This is a genomic window from Rhodoferax sp. EU05-FHT12H12 (assembly GCF_058791215.1).
Genome location: NZ_JBYTDI010000010.1, coordinates 48,103 through 65,908 on the forward strand (window position 1 = coordinate 48,103; position 17,806 = coordinate 65,908).

17 protein-coding genes and 3 tRNA genes are annotated in these 17,806 nt (G+C 64.3%); 15 read left to right on the forward strand and 5 right to left on the reverse strand.

Translation table 11 applies throughout. From position 1 onward, the window contains the following. Window positions 1-15 precede the first annotated feature (15 nt). From thiL to apaG, 3 genes are read right to left on the reverse strand one after another with little or no spacing between them, the layout of a single operon-like run. Window positions 16-1,026: a thiamine-phosphate kinase gene (gene thiL, locus AC3WS7_RS18295; RefSeq protein WP_492657353.1), complete on the reverse strand. Its 1,011-nt coding sequence runs from the start codon at window positions 1,024-1,026 to the stop codon at window positions 16-18. 15 nt (window positions 1,027-1,041) lie between these two features. Continuing rightward, window positions 1,042-3,039, reverse strand: coding sequence for a site-specific recombinase (locus AC3WS7_RS18300; RefSeq protein ID WP_492657342.1), 1,998 nt, complete (start codon window positions 3,037-3,039; stop codon window positions 1,042-1,044). Then, the gene (gene apaG / locus AC3WS7_RS18305) at window positions 3,039-3,431 is read right to left on the reverse strand and encodes a Co2+/Mg2+ efflux protein ApaG (protein ID WP_105261549.1); all 393 of its coding nucleotides are present in this window, start codon (window positions 3,429-3,431) and stop codon (window positions 3,039-3,041) included. Before apaG ends, AC3WS7_RS18300 begins: the two co-directional genes overlap by 1 nt. A gap of 58 nt (window positions 3,432-3,489) precedes the next feature. Between apaG and rpe the strand changes: the two genes are divergently transcribed. The 3 genes from rpe to gph are packed head-to-tail and all read left to right on the forward strand — an operon-like array spanning window position 3,490 to window position 7,740. After that, the gene (rpe, locus tag AC3WS7_RS18310; RefSeq protein ID WP_296468616.1) at window positions 3,490-4,167 is read left to right on the forward strand and encodes a ribulose-phosphate 3-epimerase; all 678 of its coding nucleotides are present in this window, start codon (window positions 3,490-3,492) and stop codon (window positions 4,165-4,167) included. Between the two features lie 7 nt (window positions 4,168-4,174). Then, complete coding sequence (locus AC3WS7_RS18315) at window positions 4,175-7,018, forward strand: putative bifunctional diguanylate cyclase/phosphodiesterase (protein ID WP_492657343.1); 2,844 nt, start codon at window positions 4,175-4,177, stop codon at window positions 7,016-7,018. A 26-nt stretch (window positions 7,019-7,044) separates the two neighbouring features. Next, a complete protein-coding gene (gph, locus tag AC3WS7_RS18320; protein WP_492657354.1) occupies window positions 7,045-7,740 on the forward strand; it encodes a phosphoglycolate phosphatase in 696 nt (231 codons plus the stop codon). Window positions 7,741-7,766: 26 nt separating this feature from the next. On the opposite strand, the gene AC3WS7_RS18325 is transcribed toward gph, so the two are convergent. Further along, complete coding sequence (locus AC3WS7_RS18325) at window positions 7,767-9,320, reverse strand: methyl-accepting chemotaxis protein (RefSeq protein WP_492657344.1); 1,554 nt, start codon at window positions 9,318-9,320, stop codon at window positions 7,767-7,769. A 163-nt stretch (window positions 9,321-9,483) separates the two neighbouring features. Then, complete coding sequence (locus tag AC3WS7_RS18330; RefSeq protein ID WP_296468611.1) at window positions 9,484-10,071, reverse strand: chalcone isomerase family protein; 588 nt, start codon at window positions 10,069-10,071, stop codon at window positions 9,484-9,486. Window positions 10,072-10,466: 395 nt separating this feature from the next. Between AC3WS7_RS18330 and trpE the strand changes: the two genes are divergently transcribed. From trpE to AC3WS7_RS18390, 12 genes are all read left to right on the forward strand, one after another. Beyond that, a complete protein-coding gene (gene trpE, locus AC3WS7_RS18335) occupies window positions 10,467-11,981 on the forward strand; it encodes an anthranilate synthase component I (protein ID WP_492657345.1) in 1,515 nt (504 codons plus the stop codon). Further along, window positions 11,981-12,301 (forward strand): chorismate mutase, encoded by a 321-nt coding sequence (locus AC3WS7_RS18340; RefSeq protein WP_492657346.1) that lies wholly within the window; start codon window positions 11,981-11,983, stop codon window positions 12,299-12,301. Before trpE ends, AC3WS7_RS18340 begins: the two co-directional genes overlap by 1 nt. Next, window positions 12,298-12,873, forward strand: a complete 576-nt coding sequence (locus AC3WS7_RS18345; protein WP_296468605.1) for an anthranilate synthase component II — start codon at window positions 12,298-12,300, stop codon at window positions 12,871-12,873. The genes AC3WS7_RS18340 and AC3WS7_RS18345 overlap by 4 nt, the downstream gene beginning before the upstream one ends. A 67-nt stretch (window positions 12,874-12,940) precedes the next feature. Continuing rightward, window positions 12,941-14,023, forward strand: coding sequence for a low-specificity L-threonine aldolase (gene ltaE, locus AC3WS7_RS18350; protein ID WP_492657347.1), 1,083 nt, complete (start codon window positions 12,941-12,943; stop codon window positions 14,021-14,023). Window positions 14,024-14,048: 25 nt separating this feature from the next. Further along, on the forward strand, window positions 14,049-14,687 hold the full coding sequence (locus AC3WS7_RS18355; protein ID WP_492657348.1) for a LysE family translocator: 639 nt from the start codon (window positions 14,049-14,051) through the stop codon (window positions 14,685-14,687). A 10-nt stretch (window positions 14,688-14,697) separates the two neighbouring features. Next, window positions 14,698-15,741 (forward strand): anthranilate phosphoribosyltransferase, encoded by a 1,044-nt coding sequence (gene trpD, locus AC3WS7_RS18360; protein ID WP_492657349.1) that lies wholly within the window; start codon window positions 14,698-14,700, stop codon window positions 15,739-15,741. 8 nt (window positions 15,742-15,749) lie between these two features. After that, window positions 15,750-16,538 carry an indole-3-glycerol phosphate synthase TrpC gene (trpC, locus tag AC3WS7_RS18365; RefSeq protein WP_492657350.1) on the forward strand — a complete coding sequence of 263 codons (789 nt, stop codon included), beginning with the start codon at window positions 15,750-15,752 and terminating at the stop codon, window positions 16,536-16,538. Window positions 16,539-16,542: 4 nt separating this feature from the next. Next, entirely contained in the window at window positions 16,543-17,241 is a 699-nt protein-coding gene (locus AC3WS7_RS18370; protein ID WP_296468595.1) for a uracil-DNA glycosylase, read from the forward strand. Window positions 17,242-17,307: 66 nt separating this feature from the next. Then, window positions 17,308-17,393, forward strand: a tRNA-Tyr gene (locus AC3WS7_RS18375). A gap of 32 nt (window positions 17,394-17,425) precedes the next feature. Beyond that, window positions 17,426-17,499: transfer RNA gene (locus AC3WS7_RS18380), tRNA-Gly, on the forward strand. Window positions 17,500-17,560: 61 nt separating this feature from the next. Further along, window positions 17,561-17,635 (forward strand) — tRNA-Thr (locus tag AC3WS7_RS18385). An 85-nt stretch (window positions 17,636-17,720) separates the two neighbouring features. Beyond that, the coding region (locus AC3WS7_RS18390) for a GTP-binding protein (protein ID WP_492657168.1) at window positions 17,721-17,806 on the forward strand (86 nt) is incomplete at its 3' end.

Below are 17,806 nucleotides of genomic sequence, written 5' to 3' on the forward strand. Positions count from 1 at the left end.
CGGCGAAGGCCGGGTTTAGGTGGGTTGGCTGGCAAAGTGGTCAAAGCTGGCCCAAGGGCCGGGCAACGGTGTGCCGCTGCCGTCCACCACACGCACGCCGGCCATGGCCTCGGTGCGGCCAATGCGGGTGACCAGTGTGCCGCTGGCCTGTGCCGCGGCCTGCACGGCAGCGGCCTGCGCGGGGGGCGCGGTGAACACCAGCTCGTAGTCGTCACCACCGGCCAGCACGCACTGCAAAGCCAGTGCAGCCGGTATTTTGGTATCAAATGTGCCTGTAGCCACCGTGGAATATACGCGAGCAGCTATCAATTCAATAGCAATATTTGCATCCACCGTGGCGCCCAGGCTGCTCTGGGTCAGGATGTGGCCGAGGTCGCCCAGCAGGCCATCGCTCACGTCGGCCGCGGCGCTGGCCACGCCGCGCAGCGCCAGGCCCAGGGCCACGCGCGGTGTGGGTTGCTCCAGCCGCTGGCGGGCCTGGGCCAGCACGGCGGGCGGCAGTTGGAGTTTGCCTTGCAGGCACTGCAGCGCCAGCGCGGCGTCGCCCAGCGTGCCGCTCACGTACACATCGTCACCCAGCTGGGCGCCGCTGCGCAGCAGGGCCTGGCCCGGGGGCACCTCGCCCATCACGGTGATGCAGATGTTGAGCGGGCCGCGCGTGGTGTCGCCACCAATCAGCGCGCAGCCGTGTGCGTCGGCCAGCGCCAACAGGCCTTCCGAGAAGGGTTGCAGCCACTCGGCCCGGGCCTCCGGCAAGGCCAGCGCCAGCGTGAAGGCGCGTGGCCGCGCGCCGCAGGCGGCCAGGTCACTCAGGTTCACGGCCAGCGCCTTGTGGCCCAGGGTGCGCGGGTCTACGTCGGGAAAGAAGTGGCGGCCGCTGACCAGCATGTCGCTGCTCACCGCCCACTGCGTGCCCGGGGTGGGCTGCAGGAGGGCGCAATCGTCGCCCACACCCAGCGCCACGCCAGCGTCCAGGGCCCGTCCGGGGCGCTGGAAGTAGCGCGCAATCAGCGCAAATTCGCCCAGCCCGGCCACAGTGCGTCAGGCCCCGCTGTCGCGTGCGGGCCAGAAGAAGCTCAGTGGCGCCTGGCGTAGGCGCGCCCAGATGGCGCCTTGGATGCGCGAGCGCCCCACGCCCGAGACGTTGTGCGCCTGCAGCGCCACGCGGAAGGCCAGGTAAAAGCTCACGCCGACGTTGAGCATGCCGATGAACGGAATGCTGGCCACGGCCCACCACAGCGCGGGGTTCTTCACCACCTCCCAGCCCAGGGCGGCGCAGGCAGCGCCCAGTTGCCCGGCCGACAAGGTGACGTGGCGCACATCAAGCGCCGGGCCCAGAAAGGCCAGAATGGGCGGCACCAGGCCGAGCATGAAGCCCAGCGAAATATTGGCCGCCAGGCCGGAGATGTTGCGCCGCATGAACTGCGCCCAGCGGTCGGCCCGTGCCATGCCCAGCCAGGCGGTGATGCGCGGGTTGTAGCGGATGGCCGAGTCCAGCCGGTGCAGGACAAACCAGTTCTCCGTCCAGCCGGCAATGATGCTGCTGGAGAACAGCAGCACACCGGTAAAGGCGGCAAACAGCAGCGACGGGCCCATCAGCGTGAGCGAGTGCAGCACGTAGTGGGCACGGTCCTCGGTAATCATGGGGGCGCCCAGCGTCAGCGCCATGGCGGCCGACAGCGCGATGGCCACCGGGAACACCACCGCCACGTTGCCCAGCACCGCCGCCACTTGCGAGCGCACCAGGTGGGTTACTTCGTCCACAAAGGCGCCCAGTGCCTGCGCATCGGCAATGTCCTTGAGCTTGGCCGCCATGGCCGGGGCCGTCATGGCGGGCTGCTTGGTGGCCAGGGTGAAGTGCAGCAGCTGGATGAGCACGAAGCTCAGCGCATACGACACACCCGCCCAGAAGCCGCCCCAGAAGGCCGACAGGCCCACCGCCATGATGCCGAACTTCATGGCGGTGGTTAGCGCCGTGAGGGCGCCACCACCTGCAGCATTGGCCAGCATCTCGCGGTACTCGGCGCGGGTGCGGGTGATGTAGTGCTCGCCAGTCTCCGAGCTGCGCTCGGCCACCTTGGCCGCCAGGAGTGAAGAGTTGGATGCCACCAGTGCGCCAATGCTGCGCTGTTCCTGGCTCACGCTGGCCAGGTGGGAGAGCAGGCGTGCGCTGGCGCGGTGGCTGTCGTCGTCCAGCAGGCAGTCCAGCAGCGCACGCACGCGCAACACGCGTTCGCGCAGCTGGCGCAGGCGGAAGACCAGGTCCACCGAAATGCCATGGGCATCGAGGTGGGTGTAGACGGACGAGGCGGCGTGGCGGCAGGCGTCCAGCTGGGTCCGAAAGCGCAGCACCGCGGCCTGGGTGTCGTGCCCGGCCATCCAGGCTTCGCACACGGCGTCCAGGTCGGCTGCCAAGGTGTGGAACGGGCTGGCGTCCTGGGCGGGGCTGCTCATGCGCAGGCGGATTTCTGGCGAGAAACCGGCCGCGCGAATCTGGCTGGTGCAAAAAGTCATGGCGTCCAGCAGGGTGCTGTGCCAGTGGGTGAGCCCGGGGTGCAGGAGGGCGTTGTGGCCTACGGCCGGTGTGCTCAGCAGCAGGGCCAGGCGCTGCAGGGTGGGGGTGGGCAAAGCGGCCAGCCACTGGGCGTCCAGCGCATCGTCCAGTACCAGGCCAAACAGCTCGGAGGCGTCGGACGTCTCGGGCGTGGCCGGTAGCAGCTTGTAGTGCAGGCGGTCCACCAGCTCGCTGACAAAGGCATTGCGCGAACCAAAACCGTAGTCCGAGAGCAGCGTACTGCCGTCTACCGTGTGCAGCAGGGCGCGCCACCAGGCCTGCAGCTTCTCGGCCGTGGCGGGGCGGGCGTCCAGCACATCCAGCAGCAGGTCCACCCGGGCCACGGCGGCCTCGGGGGCGCCGTTGTCGCCGCGTATCCATTCCAGCAGGCGGATAAGCCAGACATGGCGCTCGACCAGCCCGGCCTCGGGGTTCAGCGTCTCCAGCAGGGTGGAAATATCGCTGGGCACAGCGGGTGCGGCCATCAGTGCAAGGTGCGGGAGCCACCCGCGTCACTCAAGGCGTCCAGCACAAACATGGGAATGTCGGCGTCGAACTTCTCACCATCCTCGGCCACGCAAAAAAAGCTGCCGTGCATGGTGCCGGTGGGGGTGCGCAGGCGGGTGCCGCTGGTGTATTCAAACGACTGGCCGGGTTTGAGCAGCGGCTGCTGGCCCACCACACCCAGGCCCTTGACCTTTTCGGTGTGGCCATTGGCGTCGTTGACGTTCCAGGTGCGCGAAATCAGCTGCGCCGTCACATCGCCTGTGTTGGTGATGGTGATGGTGTACGCAAACACGTACATGTCATCGGCAGGTGCAGATTGGTCGGGGAGGTACTGGGGTGCAACTTCCACCAGAAATTCGTATTTGGCCATGGGCCAATGCTACCTGCGAAAATAAAGGCCCTGTCAACACCCTTCCCAAGCCCCTGCCATGACGTACCGCATCGCCCCCTCCATCCTGTCCGCCGACTTCGCCCGCCTCGGGGAAGAGGTCAAAAACGTCATTGACGCGGGCTCGGACTGGATCCATTTCGACGTGATGGACAACCATTACGTGCCCAACCTGACCTTCGGCCCCATGATTTGCAGTGCCCTCAAGCCGCATGCCAAGACGGCGGCCGGCGTGGCGGTGCCGATTGACGTGCACCTGATGATCTCGCCCGTGGACGCCCTGGCCGCCAGCTTTGCCGAGGCGGGAGCCGATTACATCAGCTTCCACCCAGACGCTTCGGGCCATGTGCACCGCAGCATCCAGGCCATCAAGAGCAAGGGCGTGAAGGCCGGCCTGGTGTTCAACCCGGCCGAACCGCTGGATGTGCTGGACTGGGTGATCGAAGACATCGACCTGATTTTGATCATGAGCGTGAACCCGGGCTTTGGCGGCCAGAGCTTCATTGACTCGGCGCTGCGCAAGATCGAAGACGTGCGCAAGCGCATTGATGCTTCGGGCAAAGACATCCGCCTGGAGGTGGACGGCGGCATCAAGACCGACAACATCCGCCGTGTGGCCGATGCCGGAGCGGACACCTTTGTGGCGGGCAGCGCCATCTTTGGCAAGCCAGACTACAAGGGCGTGATTGACGCCATGCGCCTGGCGCTGTCGGCCTAAGACGCGCATGGTGCCAGACGCAGTGAACATTGCGGTTGTGAAGCCGCCAAGGGCCAAGTTTCTGGGCGACTTGTTCGCTGCATCTGGTGTGGATGGCCGCAATGCACACGTGCGGGTGCGATTGGCCATGTACGGCGTGTTGTTGCTTCTGGTGGCTCTGGGCGGCATGCGGGCTTGGTTGTCCCAGCACTGGCAAGATATTCGCCAGCTGGATATCGAAATTCTCCAGTCAATTGGTGAACAACGGGTCTTGACCCAGCGCCTGGGAGTGTTGACATCGCAACTGCAGCAACAGCCGGGCACATCCCGCACGATGACTGATGAGCTGGCGACGGTGTTGCTGCTCTCCCGCAATGAAGCCGCACGCCTCGATGGGTTGATGCAACAACAGGTCGAGCGTGAGCCGTTTGTAGCCCCCGAGGTGTTGGCCGCTTTGCAGGCTTGGCAAGGTGACCGCGACGGCATGTGGGGCAGCCTGGAGCCTCTCCCGCAGGTCGGGCAGGCGGTCAACGGCGCGTTGCCAGCCAGCCGGCTACAACACGCACAAGACGCCATCGCGCTCGCTGAGTCGTCAGCCCACGCATTGGTGCAGGAGAGTGGCGCCGACATATTGAAGCGCAGCCGCCGCGTGTTGTTCACCATTTGGGTGGTCCTGGGGGGCATCCTTGTCTTGGGCGGTGTCCTGGCTTTCGCGGTGGTGGAGCCCACGGCCAGAGCGGTGCGCCGCCAATATGAGACCTTCGCCCGCCAAGCCGACCACTTGAAACGACTCGCGCTGGTGGCCGAACTCAGCTCGAATGCGATCGCCATTACGGACGGGGCACACCGGGTCGTCTGGGTCAATGAGGCGTTCAGCCGATTGACCAGTTACACCCAGGCCAAGGCCCAGGGTCGGCGCATTGGCACCCTGTTGAAGGCACGCAGCGCAGACCCCGCGCGGTTTGCCGAGTTTTATGCAGCCTTGCGCCAGAACCAGGGCATCAAGCGCGAGATCCGCATTGCCACCCGCACGGCCGAACTGGGCTGGGTGCTGGTGGACATGCAGCCCATCAGCGACGAGGACGGCGCCCTGAATGGCTGGGTCCTGGTGGCCACCGACATGACCGAGGTGCGCGCCCAGCAACAGGTGCTGCGCCTGGCGGTGGACGGTGCGGGCCTGGGTATCTGGCACTGGGACATGGTGGCGGACACCATCCACTGCAATGACCGCCTTCTGGCCACTCTGGGCTATATGCCAGGCGAGTTGGACATGGCCGCCGCCAGTTGGTTCGCGTTGATCCACCCGGATGACCAGGCGCATTGGCAGGAGTCGCTGCGCCACCACCTGCGCGACCCGGACACGCCGCACCGGCTCTCTGTGCGGGCACGGCACCGCGCCGGGCGCTGGGTCTGGATGCTGTTCACCGGCAATGTGGCCGACCGCGATGTGCAGGGCCGTGCCCTGCGCATGGCCGGTGTGGCGATGGATGTGAATGCCCAGAAGGCGATGGAGCAGCAGTTGCGTGTGGCAGCCCGCACCGACGACCTGACCCAACTGCCCAACCGGGCCGTGGTGCTGGAGAAAATCCGCCAGGCCATTGACCGGCACCAGGCGCAGCCGGGCTATAACTTTGCGGTGCTGTTCATGGACTTTGACCGCTTCAAGCAGGTCAACGACACCCTGGGCCACACGGTGGGAGACGGGCTGCTGCGCCTGATTGCACGCCGGCTGCAAGACAGTCTGCGCCCCGGCGACAGCCTGGTGCACACCAGCGACTTTGCCCAGATGGCCGCCCGCATTGGCGGTGATGAGTTTGTGGTGCTGCTGGACGATATTCGCGGTGACCTGGATGCCGAGATTGTGGCTGGCCGCTTGCTTGATGTGCTGGCTGCACCCTACCAGGTAGAAGGGCACCGCATCAGTTCCACGGTGAGCATTGGCATTGTCACCAGCACCCACGCCGAGCCGGACGCCGACAGCGTGCTGCGCGATGCCGACATTGCCATGTACGAAGCCAAGCGCAGTGGCCGTGCCCGCTACGCCATGTTTGACCCGGCCATGCGCCAGCGTGTAAACGCCTCGGTCTCGCTGGAGAACGACCTGCGCCAGGCGCTTGCGCTGGGACAGATGTTTGTGGTCTACCAACCCGTGGTGCAACTGGGCAGCCACGCCTTGCTGGGGGTGGAGGCGCTGGTGCGCTGGCAGCACCCGCAGCGCGGCCTGGTGTCGCCCGTCGATTTCATCCCCTTGGCGGAGGCCTGTGGCCTGATTGATGCGGTGGGGCAGTTTGTGCTGCAGCGTGCGTGCAGCACCTTTGAGCAGTTGCAACAACAGCTGGGGCCGCAAGCGCCGCCGAGCGTGGCCGTCAACCTGTCGCGCGCGCAGCTGCGCCAGCCCCGGTTGGTGGCGGACATTCTGGAGGCGGTGCGTGCCCACAACATGTCGCCCCAGCAGCTGGTGCTGGAGGTGACCGAGAGCCTGGCCGCGCAGGACCAGGCAGTGCAGCAGACGCTGCGCGAGATCCGCGCGCTGGGCGTGGGCTTGTCGCTGGACGACTTTGGCACCGGCTACTCCTCGCTGTCCTGCCTGCACGAGTTGCCGGTGGATACCGTGAAGATGGACCGCTCCTTTGTCAGCCAGGCGGGCCAGAGCGAGTACCACCGGGTGCTGATTGATGCCACTTTGCGCATGGCCCGTGCGCTGGGGCTGGGCACCGTGGCCGAGGGCATCGAGACACCCGAGCAGGCGGCCCTGATGCTGGCCATGGGCTGCGAACGCGGCCAGGGCTACTGGTTCAGCCGGCCCATGGACGCCCAGGCCCTGGTGGCCTGGGTGCAGGCCGGTGGTGTTCCTCCCCCAGCGCCCACCTAGAAGAAAAGGACATTCCCGTGACTCTGATGCCCTGGCCCCTGCGCCAGTTCGATGCCGCCATCGTGGACCTGGACGGTACCCTGGTGGACACCCTGGGCGATTTTGTCGAGGCCCTGCAGCGCATGCTGCACGACCTGCCGCCGCCTTTTTCCGACTTCAGCGTCACCCCCGCCCTGGTGGAGCGCATGGTCGGCAAAGGTTCGGAAAACTTGATAAAAAGCCTTCTAGGCCACGTGGATGCTGCGCAAGCAGCTATTAATTCAGTAGCGTTGTACGAGCGGGCGTGGGCCCGCTACCAGGTGCACTACCAGGCCATCAACGGAGCCTACTCCGCCGTCTACCCCGGCGCGCTGCAGGGCCTGCAGCAGTGGCAGGCCGCGGGCCTGCGCCTGGTGTGTGTGACCAACAAGCCCACCGCCTTTGCTCGCACCCTGTTGCAGCACAAGGGGCTGGACGGCTTCTTCCTGCACGTGGTGGGGGGCGACGCCGTGGCCCGCAAGAAGCCCGACCCCATGCCGCTGCTGCACGCCTGCAGCCTGCTGGGCACCCAGCCCGCGCGTACGCTGATGGTGGGCGACTCCAGCAACGACGCCCAGGCCGCACGGGCCGCCGGCTGCCCGGTGCTGCTGGTGAGCTATGGATACAACCACGGCGAGCCCATTCGTTCGGTGGATGCCGACGCCTATACCGACGCGCTGGATACTTTGCGCTGGGCGGACTGAGGCCCGCACAGCGGCTGTACGGCCGCTCAGGCAGGCAGCAGGGGCGGGCCGCTGGTGTCCACCTTGAAGACCGCCACCAGCGACACCAGGTCCTGCGCCTGCTGTTTGAGCCCGCTGGCTGCCGCTGCCATCTGCTCCACCAGGGCTGCGTTTTGCTGGGTGGCCTGGTCGATTTGGGTCACGGCTTCGCTGACCTGGGCCACACCGGTGTTCTGTTCGGTGCTGGCGGCACTGATTTCCCCCACCATATCGGTCACACGGCGGATGGCACTGACCACTTCCCCCATGGTGCTGCCGGCACGGTCCACCAGGGAGGTGCCTTGCTCCACGCGCGCCACGCTGGCGCCAATCAGGGTTTTGATCTCCTTGGCGGCATCGGCACTGCGTCCGGCCAGGGCCCGCACCTCGCTGGCCACTACGGCAAAGCCGCGGCCCTGTTCGCCAGCGCGCGCGGCTTCCACTGCTGCGTTGAGGGCCAGGATGTTGGTTTGAAACGCAATGCCGTCGATCACGCTGATGATTTCGGCAATGCGGTTGGAGGATTCGTTGATGTCCTTCATGGTGTGCACCACCTGGGCCACCACCTCGCCGCCTTGCTGCGCCACGGTGGAGGCGCTGGCCGCCATCTGGCTGGCCTGGCGCGCGTTGTCGGCACTGTGGCTCACCGCGGAGCCCAGTTCTTCCATGCTGGCGGCGGCTTCTTCCAGTGCGCTGGCCTGCTGCTCGGTGCGTGCCGAGAGGTCGTGGTTGCCTTGGGCAATTTCGGCGCTGGCCAAGGCCACACCGTGCGAGCCCTCACGCACCTTGATCACCAGGGTGGACAGACTGTTTTGCATGGATTGGAGTGATCGCATCAGGGCTGCCACTTCGTCGCGCCCCTGCGTGTGCAACTGGGCCGTCAGGTCGCCGCCGGCCACGCGGTCGGCCACGGTCACCGCGTCGTTCAGCGGCCGCACAATTTGCCGACTCAGCAAGATGCTGCCCGCCAGCCCGGCCAAGGTAACCAGCACCATCACGCCGTAGGCCAATTGGCTGCCGCGGGCCGCTACGGCGCTGGCACCTTCAGAGGCGGCCTGCTCCTGTTCCGAGAGTTGCTTGCGCAGCGCAATCAAAAAGGCCACGGCATCGCGGTCCTTGCCACGTGCGGCCTTGTCGCCTGCGGCGTAATCGGCGTCGGCCGCTTTGTAGGCCTGAAGGGCCGCCTCATAACCTTGGGCCGCGGACTGCATGGCGGTGGTGAGCTTGGTCGCCGTGTCTTTGGCGGGGCCGGGCTCCAGCATGCTGTTGAGCTCTTCCAAACCTTTGGCCACTGCAGCCATTTCCTTTTGGTGGGCGGTCCAGTAGCGCTCCAGGTCTTTGGGCTCTTTGCCGCGCAAGAGCACGTTTTTCCATTCCTGGATGGCCGTTGAAAAATTGCCTGCAATGTCCGCCGCTTTTTTATTGGCGGCTACATGGCCTAACACGTCGTGTTGGTAGGTGCCTACCGCGCTGTTCAGGGTGCTGATACCAAACATGCCCCCCACAAATAGCAAGGCGAGGGCGATCGCAAATGCCAGGGGCAATTTCAGGCTGAGTTTCATCGCGCAATCTCCAGGTGGTGTGACTGTCAGAAAGCTGTCTCGGTGCCCAGACTACAGGCTGGGCTGGGGCTTGTCATCCCCCGGATGACGGAGGTGTGCGCAAAAAAACAAAAAAGGCCTGCAGAGCGCACCCTGCAGGCCTTTGGGAGAGAGGCTTGGCCGCCTACTTTTGGCCCAGCAGCGCGTCCTTGAGTTTGAAGTCGGCGGGGACCGGGCCAAACCAGATGGACATGATGGCTTTGTAAAACTCAGGTTCCTTGAAGGGCTCACCCTGCACCTTGCCCTTGGCGGTCACCACCATGCCGGTGCCGGGAATCCAGTCCAGCGTGATCACGTCGCCTGGCAACAGCACCTTGTTGACGGTGAAGATGTCGCCCATACGCAGCAGGCCTGGGATCAGCTTGGACATTTCGTTCTTGGGCACGTTGTCTTCCACGCCGCGGGTCAGCAGCTTGCCAAAGGGGCCCGCTTCAATTTCGCGCAGAAAGGTCATGGTCAGCCGTTTGGGGCCGGGGGCCGCCATCAGTTCGTCCAGGGAATTGACCTTTTTGCTGGTGTACAGGTCGCCCACATAGACCTTGAACGGACCCTTGTAGCGTGTGCCAGCGCCGTTGAGTTGCAGCTTGTTGCCGCCGACCATGGCGCTGTCTTCCACCTTCACGCCATGAATTTCCTGGGTGGCTGCTTGCGCCAACGGGGTGACGAGCAGGGCAGTGGTCAGTGCGGCGGCAAAGAAACGCGTGAGTGTCATGGGGAAAATCCTTAATAGAACGACCGTTCTTTTTTGTGTAACCAGATTTTGCAACGTCCACTGCCAATGTACATCAGGGTTTCTGCGGGTGACGTGAATTTGGCGGGCCTGCGGCGGGGCTATGGGGTTTGCTACACTGGTACGTATGTTTATCCACCACATCAGCAGAATGGGTCTTAGCGACCGGGGAGCCTGGCCCTGGCGTACCTCGTCTGTTGTGCCTGGGCTCTAACACCTGCCGGCCGCCATCCAGTGCGGCCAACGCGCACGGTTCCTGAGCTTTGCGCGGTCAAGTGGCACGGAATTCCCTCCGATCTATTGCGCGCACTTTTTTGCTCTTGCGGCGTGTTGCCGCAAGCACCCGTGAATAGATTGTTTGAGAGGCGCTGCCCCCGATGACTGAATCCGAATTTCTGGCCCTGCGTGCGCAAGGCTACAACCGCATCCCCCTGAGCACCCAGGCCTTTGCCGACCTGGAAACCCCGCTGTCCCTGTACCTGAAGCTGGCCCGTGCAGATGGCGCTACCGAACCCGCGGCCCACAGCTTTTTGCTGGAGTCGGTGGTGGGCGGCGAACGTTTTGGGCGCTACAGCTTCATTGGCCTGCCGGCGCGCACGCTGCTGCGGGCCAGTGGCTTTGGCGCCGCCGCCCGCACCGAGGTGGTGACCGACGGGGTGGTGGTGGAAACCTCCACCGCCAACCCGCTGGACTTCATCGCCCAGTACCAGCAGCGCTTCAAGGTGGCGCTGCAGCCCGGCATGCCGCGTTTTTGCGGTGGCCTGGCCGGCTACTTTGGCTACGACGCGGTGCGCTACATCGAGAAAAAGCTGCAAAGCACCTGCCCGCCGGACGAGCTCGGCACACCCGACATCCTGCTGCTGCAGTGTGAAGAGCTGGCCGTGATCGACAACCTCTCGGGCAAGCTGCACCTCATGGTCTATGTGGACCCGGCCACGCCCAATGCCTATGCGGCCGGCCAGACGCGCCTGGCCGAGCTGAAAGCCAAGCTGGCGCAGGCCGTGAGCGCACCCGACATCAAGCCCTCGCAAAGTTTCGAGGCCCAACGCGACTTTGCCAAGGCCGACTACATCGCCGCCGTGGTGCGCGCCAAGGAGATGATTGCCGGTGGCGACTTCATGCAGGTGCAGGTGGGCCAGCGCATCAAGAAGCGCTTTACCGCCTCGCCCTTGAGTCTGTACCGCGCGCTGCGCACGCTCAACCCCAGCCCCTACATGTACTTCTACAACTTTGGCGATTTCCACGTGGTGGGTGCGTCGCCGGAGATTCTGGTGCGCCAGGAGCAAATCGTTGTCGACGGTAAAACGGGTACCAAGGTCACTATTCGTCCCTTGGCCGGCACCCGCCCGCGCGGCGCCACGCCCGAGCTGGACAAGGCCGCCGAGGTGGAGCTGATTGGCGACCCCAAGGAGCGGGCCGAGCACGTGATGCTGATCGACCTGGCGCGTAACGACATTGGCCGCATCGCGCAGATCGGCTCGGTCAAGGTAACGGACGCCTTCATCGTCGAGCGCTACAGCCACGTGATGCACATCGTGAGCAATGTGGAAGGCACGCTGAACCCCGGCATGACCAGCATGGACGTGCTCAAGGCCACCTTTCCGGCCGGCACGCTGACCGGCGCGCCCAAGGTGCATGCCATGGAGGTGATTGACCAACTGGAGCCCATCAAGCGGGGCATCTACGGCGGTGCCTGTGGCTACCTGAGTTATGCGGGCGACATGGATGTGGCGATTGCCATCCGCACCGGCATCATCAAGGACCAGGTGCTCTACGTGCAAGCTGCGGCCGGTGTGGTGGCCGACAGCGTGCCCGAGCTGGAATGGAAAGAAACCGAGGCCAAGGCGCGTGCGCTCTTGCGCGCGGCCGAGCTGGTGGAGGAGGGCCTGTAATGAGCCATAGTCCCCAAGCCCAACACTGCGACACCATGGCCGAAGTGCGCAGCCACATCGACGCGCTGGATGAGCGCATCACCGCGCTGCTGGTGGAGCGCACCCACTACATGAGCCAGGCCGCCCGCATCAAGCAGGACGTGACCAAGGTGCATGACCAGGAGCGCATTGAATTCATCGCCGCCCGCGTGCGCCGTATGGCGACCGAGCTGGGTGGCCAGCCAGACGTGCTGGAAGCCGCCTACCGCGCCCTGATGGACGCATCCATCGCCTTTGAACACCGGGAATTCGCCCGCTTGCGGGAAGGAGCAGCAGCATGAAACTCGTGATGATCGACAACTACGACAGCTTCACTTTCAACATCGTCCAGTACTTTGGCGAGCTGGGCGCCGAGGTGGAGGTGTTCCGCAACGATGAAATCACTGTAGCCGGCATTGCCGAGCGCAAGGCCGACCGGTTGGTGATTTCCCCCGGACCCTGCTCGCCGGCCGAGGCCGGTATCTCGGTGGCGGCCATTCAGCACTTCATGGGCAAGCTGCCCATCCTCGGCGTTTGCCTGGGCCACCAGAGCATTGGTGCTGCGCTGGGCGGCAAGATCATTCGCGCACAGGAACTGATGCACGGCAAGACCAGCGTGATCACGACCACGCAAGAGGGCGTGTTTGCTGGCCTGCCGCAGCAGTTCACGGTCAACCGCTACCACTCGCTGGCCATCGAACGCGCCAGCTGCCCCAAGGAGCTGGCGGTGACCGCATGGACGGACGACGGCGAGATCATGGGGGTGCGCCACACCGGCTTGCCGTTTGCGCAGCGCATGGAGGGCGTGCAGTTCCACCCGGAGAGCATCCTCACCGAGCACGGCCACGCCATGCTGAAGAACTTCCTGCAGTGAGGCATGCCATGCATCACTATTGTTTTGATAGCTGCTCGCGCAATGAGTATGCGGGCTAGAGGCCAATATGACCAAGATTGTCGATTTGCGCAGTGACACCGTCACGCAGCCCACCGCCGCCATGCGCGCGGCCATGATGGCGGCCCCTCTGGGTGATGACGTGTTTGGCGACGACCCCACGGTGAATGCGCTGCAGGAGAAGTTGGCCGCGTTGCTGGGCTTTGAGGCGGCGCTGTTCATGCCCACGGGCACGCAGAGCAACCTCTGCGCCATCCTGGCGCACTGCGGTCGGGGCGACGAGTACATCGTGGGCCAGCTGGCCCACACCTACCGCTACGAGGGCGGCGGTGCGGCCGTGCTGGGCAGCGTGCAGCCCCAGCCGCTGGTGCAGGACGCCAGTGGCCAGATGGCACTGGCTGACATTGCCGCCGCCATCAAGCCTGACGACTGCCACTTCGCCCGCACCCGTCTGCTGTGCCTGGAAAACACCTGGAACGGCCACCCCATGCCCGCCAGCTACCTGCAGCAGGCCAGCGCGCTGGCGCGCGAGAAGGGCTTGGCGGTGCACCTGGACGGCGCGCGCCTGTTCAACGCGGCCGTGGCCTCGCGCCAGGACGGCGAATCCGCCTTGGCCTCGGCCAAGCGTATTGCCGGTCACTTTGACAGCGTGTCGGTCTGCTTCAGCAAAGGGCTGGGCGCGCCGGTTGGCTCCATGCTCTGTGGCAGCAAGGAACTCATCGCCCGCGCCCTGCGCATTCGCAAGATGGCCGGTGGCGGCATGCGCCAGGTGGGCCTGCTGGCGGCCGCAGCCAACCATGCGCTGGATCACCACCTGGAGCGCCTGGCCGACGACCACTCCCTGGCCCAGCGGCTGGCGCAGGGGCTGCAGGGTGTTAGCGGCCTGACGGTACGCTCTGCCCAGACCAACATCGTGTTTGTGGATGTGGCCGATGGTCGCGGCCCGGACCTGCTGGCGCACCTGAAGGCCCAGGGCGTGCTGGCTACCGGGCTCATCGGCCTGCGCTTTGTGATGCACCTGGATGTGGACGCTGCCGGCATTGACCATGCGCTGGCCTGCATCCGGACGTTCTTTGACCAGCCCGCTACCGCAGTTGCCGCCCCGGCGGTGCGCGGCGCGGCGGTGTACTGAGGGAGTCGCCTTGCCTGCCGATCAATTGCTGTTGTTCATCGCGGCCGGGTGGTTGCTCAATCTGACGCCGGGGCCAGATGTCCTGTACATCGTCTCCAACGCGCTGAAGTCTGGCGCGCGGGCGGGCGTCGTGGCTGGCCTGGGCATTACCGCTGGTTGCTTCGTGCATATCGCGGCGGCGGCCTTGGGCGTCGGGGCTTTACTGGCCACCTCGGCTTGGGCCTTCACGGTGCTGAAATGGTTGGGCGCAGCTTATTTGCTGTGGATCGGTGTGCGCATGCTGTTTGCGCGTGCTGCCACCACCGGCGGCCTCATGGCCACAGCCCAAGCGGGGCGTACCGAGGCAGCGTCCTTGAAGCGCATATTCATCGGGGGCTTTTGGACCAATGTGCTGAATCCCAAGGTGGCGATTTTCTTCCTGGCCTTTGTGCCGCAATTTATCGCGCACGATTTTGAAAACAAGGCACTCGCATTTGTACTGTTGGGGGTGTTATTCAATATCAATGCCATTCCCGTGAACACCGGCTGGGCATTGACTGCGGCCTGGATGGCGCGTCGCGTTGGTGTTGTGCAACGCGGTCTGCATTGGCTGGACCGTATCGCCGGCGCAATGTTTGTAGGATTCGGAATCAAACTGGCGCTGACCGCAGCGCCCAAGGCTTAAGGACACGGACATGACCCAAACCGCCAAGATCACGCCGCAGGAAGCCCTGCAGCGCACCATTGAGCACCGCGAGATTTTTCACGACGAGATGCTGCACCTGATGCGCCAGATCATGTCCGGCGAAATGTCGCCCGTCATGATGGCCGCCCTGATCACCGGGCTGCGCGTCAAAAAAGAAACCATCGGCGAGATCACTGCCGCCGCGCAGGTGATGCGCGAGTTCTCCACCAAGGTGGAGGTGGCCGACAAAACCCATCTGGTGGACATCGTCGGCACTGGCGGTGATGGCTCGCACACCTTCAACATTTCCACCTGCAGCATGTTCGTGGCCGCCGCCGCGGGCGCCAAGGTCAGCAAGCACGGTGGGCGCAGTGTGAGCAGCAAGAGCGGCAGCGCCGATGTGCTGGAAGCCCTGGGCCTGAACATCAACCTCAAGCCCGACCGGATCGCCCAGTGCATTGCCGAGCAGGGCATTGGCTTCATGTTTGCGCCCAACCACCACCCGGCCATGAAAAACGTGGCACCGGTGCGCAAGGAGATGGGTGTGCGCACCATCTTCAACATCCTGGGCCCGTTGACCAACCCGGCGGGTGCGCCCAACATCCTGATGGGGGTGTTCCATGCCGATCTGGTGGGTATCCAGGTGCGCGCGCTGCAGCGCCTGGGTGCCGAGCACGCGCTGGTGGTCTACGGCCGCGATGGCATGGACGAGGTGAGCCTGGGCGCCGGTACCCTGGTGGGAGAGCTCAAGGACGGGGAGATTCGCGAGTACGAGATCCATCCCGAGGACTTTGGCATGGTCATGGCCAGCAACCGCTCGCTGAAGGTGGAGACCGCCGAGGACTCGCGTGCCATGTTGCTGGGCGTGTTGAACAACCAAGCTGGCCCGGCCAAGGACATCGTGATCCTCAACGCCGGCGCCGCGCTGTACGCAGCCAATGTGGCGAATACCATGGAAGCCGGTATCGCACTTGCGCGAACAGCTATCGAATCAGGAGCGGCGAAAGCCAAGCTCGACGCTTTGGTGGCACTTTCTGCCCGCCTGGCCCACTAGGAAACCTTATGAGCGACATTCTGGACAAAATCGTAGCCGTCAAACACCAGGAGGTGGCTGCGGCCCGCAAGCGCAAGTCGCTGGATATCGTGCGTGCCGACGCCGAATCGCGCGTGCTGACGCGGGACTTTGTGGGCGCGCTGCGCGCCAAAATCGCTGCCGGCAAACCAGCCGTCATCGCCGAAGTCAAAAAAGCCAGCCCGTCCAAAGGCGTTCTGCGCGAAGACTTCATTCCGGCAGATATTGCCCAAAGTTACGCGGAATATGGCGCTGCCTGTTTGTCGGTGCTCACTGACGTGCAGTTTTTCCAGGGGGAGATCGACTACCTCAAGCAGGCCCGCGCCAGTTGCCAGCTCCCGGTGCTGCGCAAGGATTTCATGGTTGATGCCTACCAAATCTACGAATCGCGCGCCATGGGCGCTGACGCGATCCTGTTGATCGCTGCCTGCTTGGATGACGCGCAAATGCGAGACTTCGAGGCCATCGCCCGCGGCCTGGACATGGCGGTACTGGTGGAGGTACACGACCAGCCCGAGCTGGAGCGCGCCCTGCAGCTCAAGACACCGCTGATCGGCATCAACAACCGCAACCTCAAGACCTTCGAGGTCTCGCTGGACACCACGCTGGCCCTCAAAGCCATGGTGCCGACGGACCGCCTGCTGGTCACCGAAAGTGGCATCCACACCCGTGAGGATGTGCTGCGCATGGGGGCTGCTGGCATCAACGCCTTCCTGGTGGGCGAGGCCTTCATGCGGGCGCCTGAGCCCGGGGAGGCGTTGGCGGCTTTGTTCGGCTAAGCCCATGGCAGACCAGTTGCAAAGTGCCGATTCCGCCGCGTGGCCGGTGGCGCCAGGTTGGCAATCCTTGGTAGACGGTTTTTTCGCTGGCCAGACGGGGCAGGGTTTGCTGCAGTTTCTGCAACAGCGGCTGGACGCGGGGGCAGTGGTGTTCCCGCCCCAGCCGTTGCGTGCGCTGGCGCTTACGCCACCAGCTTCGGTGCGCGTGGTCATCTTGGGCCAAGACCCCTACCACGGGCGTGGCCAGGCCGAGGGCTTGGCCTTCTCCGTGGCGCCAGGCGTGGCGTTTCCGCCCTCTCTGCGCAATATCTTCAAGGAATTGCAGCGTGATCTCGGCACGCCACCCCCGGCTTTTCCGCAGCCCGGCGGCAGTTTGGTGAAGTGGGCGGAAAAGGGCGTCCTGCTGCTCAACACCTGCCTGACGGTGGAGGAGGGGCAGCCCGCCAGCCATGCCGGCAAGGGCTGGGAGGTGTTGACGGACGCAGTGATCCGCCAGGTATCGCAAGACACGGCGCCAGCCGTTTTCATGTTGTGGGGCGCCCATGCCCAGAGCAAGCGTGCACTGATCGACGCGAGCCGTCACTTGGTACTGACGGCCAATCACCCCTCCCCCCTGTCGGCTTTGCGCCCCCCCGCTCCTTTTATCGGTTGTGGCCATTTCTCGCAGGCGCGGGCATGGCGCGACCGGCATGAATGCGCTTAATTGCAAATTTGTGCGCAAGTTCATGACGAAGGCAAATTAACGTGGCATAATCCGGGGTTCACCGAAGGAGAGGTGGCCGAGTGGTTAATGGCAGCAGACTGTAAATCTGCCCTCTTACGAGTACGCTGGTTCGAATCCAGCCCTCTCCACCAGTGATGAGCTGATTGTTTTTGGATGAGCCCGTGCGGGGTTCGTATAGTGGTAATACCTTAGCCTTCCAAGCTAAAGCGAGGAGTTCGATTCTCCTACCCCGCTCCAAGACCCAGTTTGTTGTTGGGTTGTGAAGTAGATTTTTAAAGTTTGTCTGCGACAGACTTTTGCCCTTTTGGCTCAGTGGTAGAGCACTCCCTTGGTAAGGGAGAGGTCGCGGGTCCGATTCCCGCAAAGGGCACCATTTTTAAAGCGTTGCCGCTGGCATGTTGGTGATAGCGGTAGTGCGAATTTTGATTGTTTGAACTCATTACTTTTCGGAGCAATATATGGGTAAGGAAAAATTCACACGTACCAAGCCGCACGTCAACGTAGGCACGATTGGCCACGTGGACCACGGCAAGACCACGCTGAC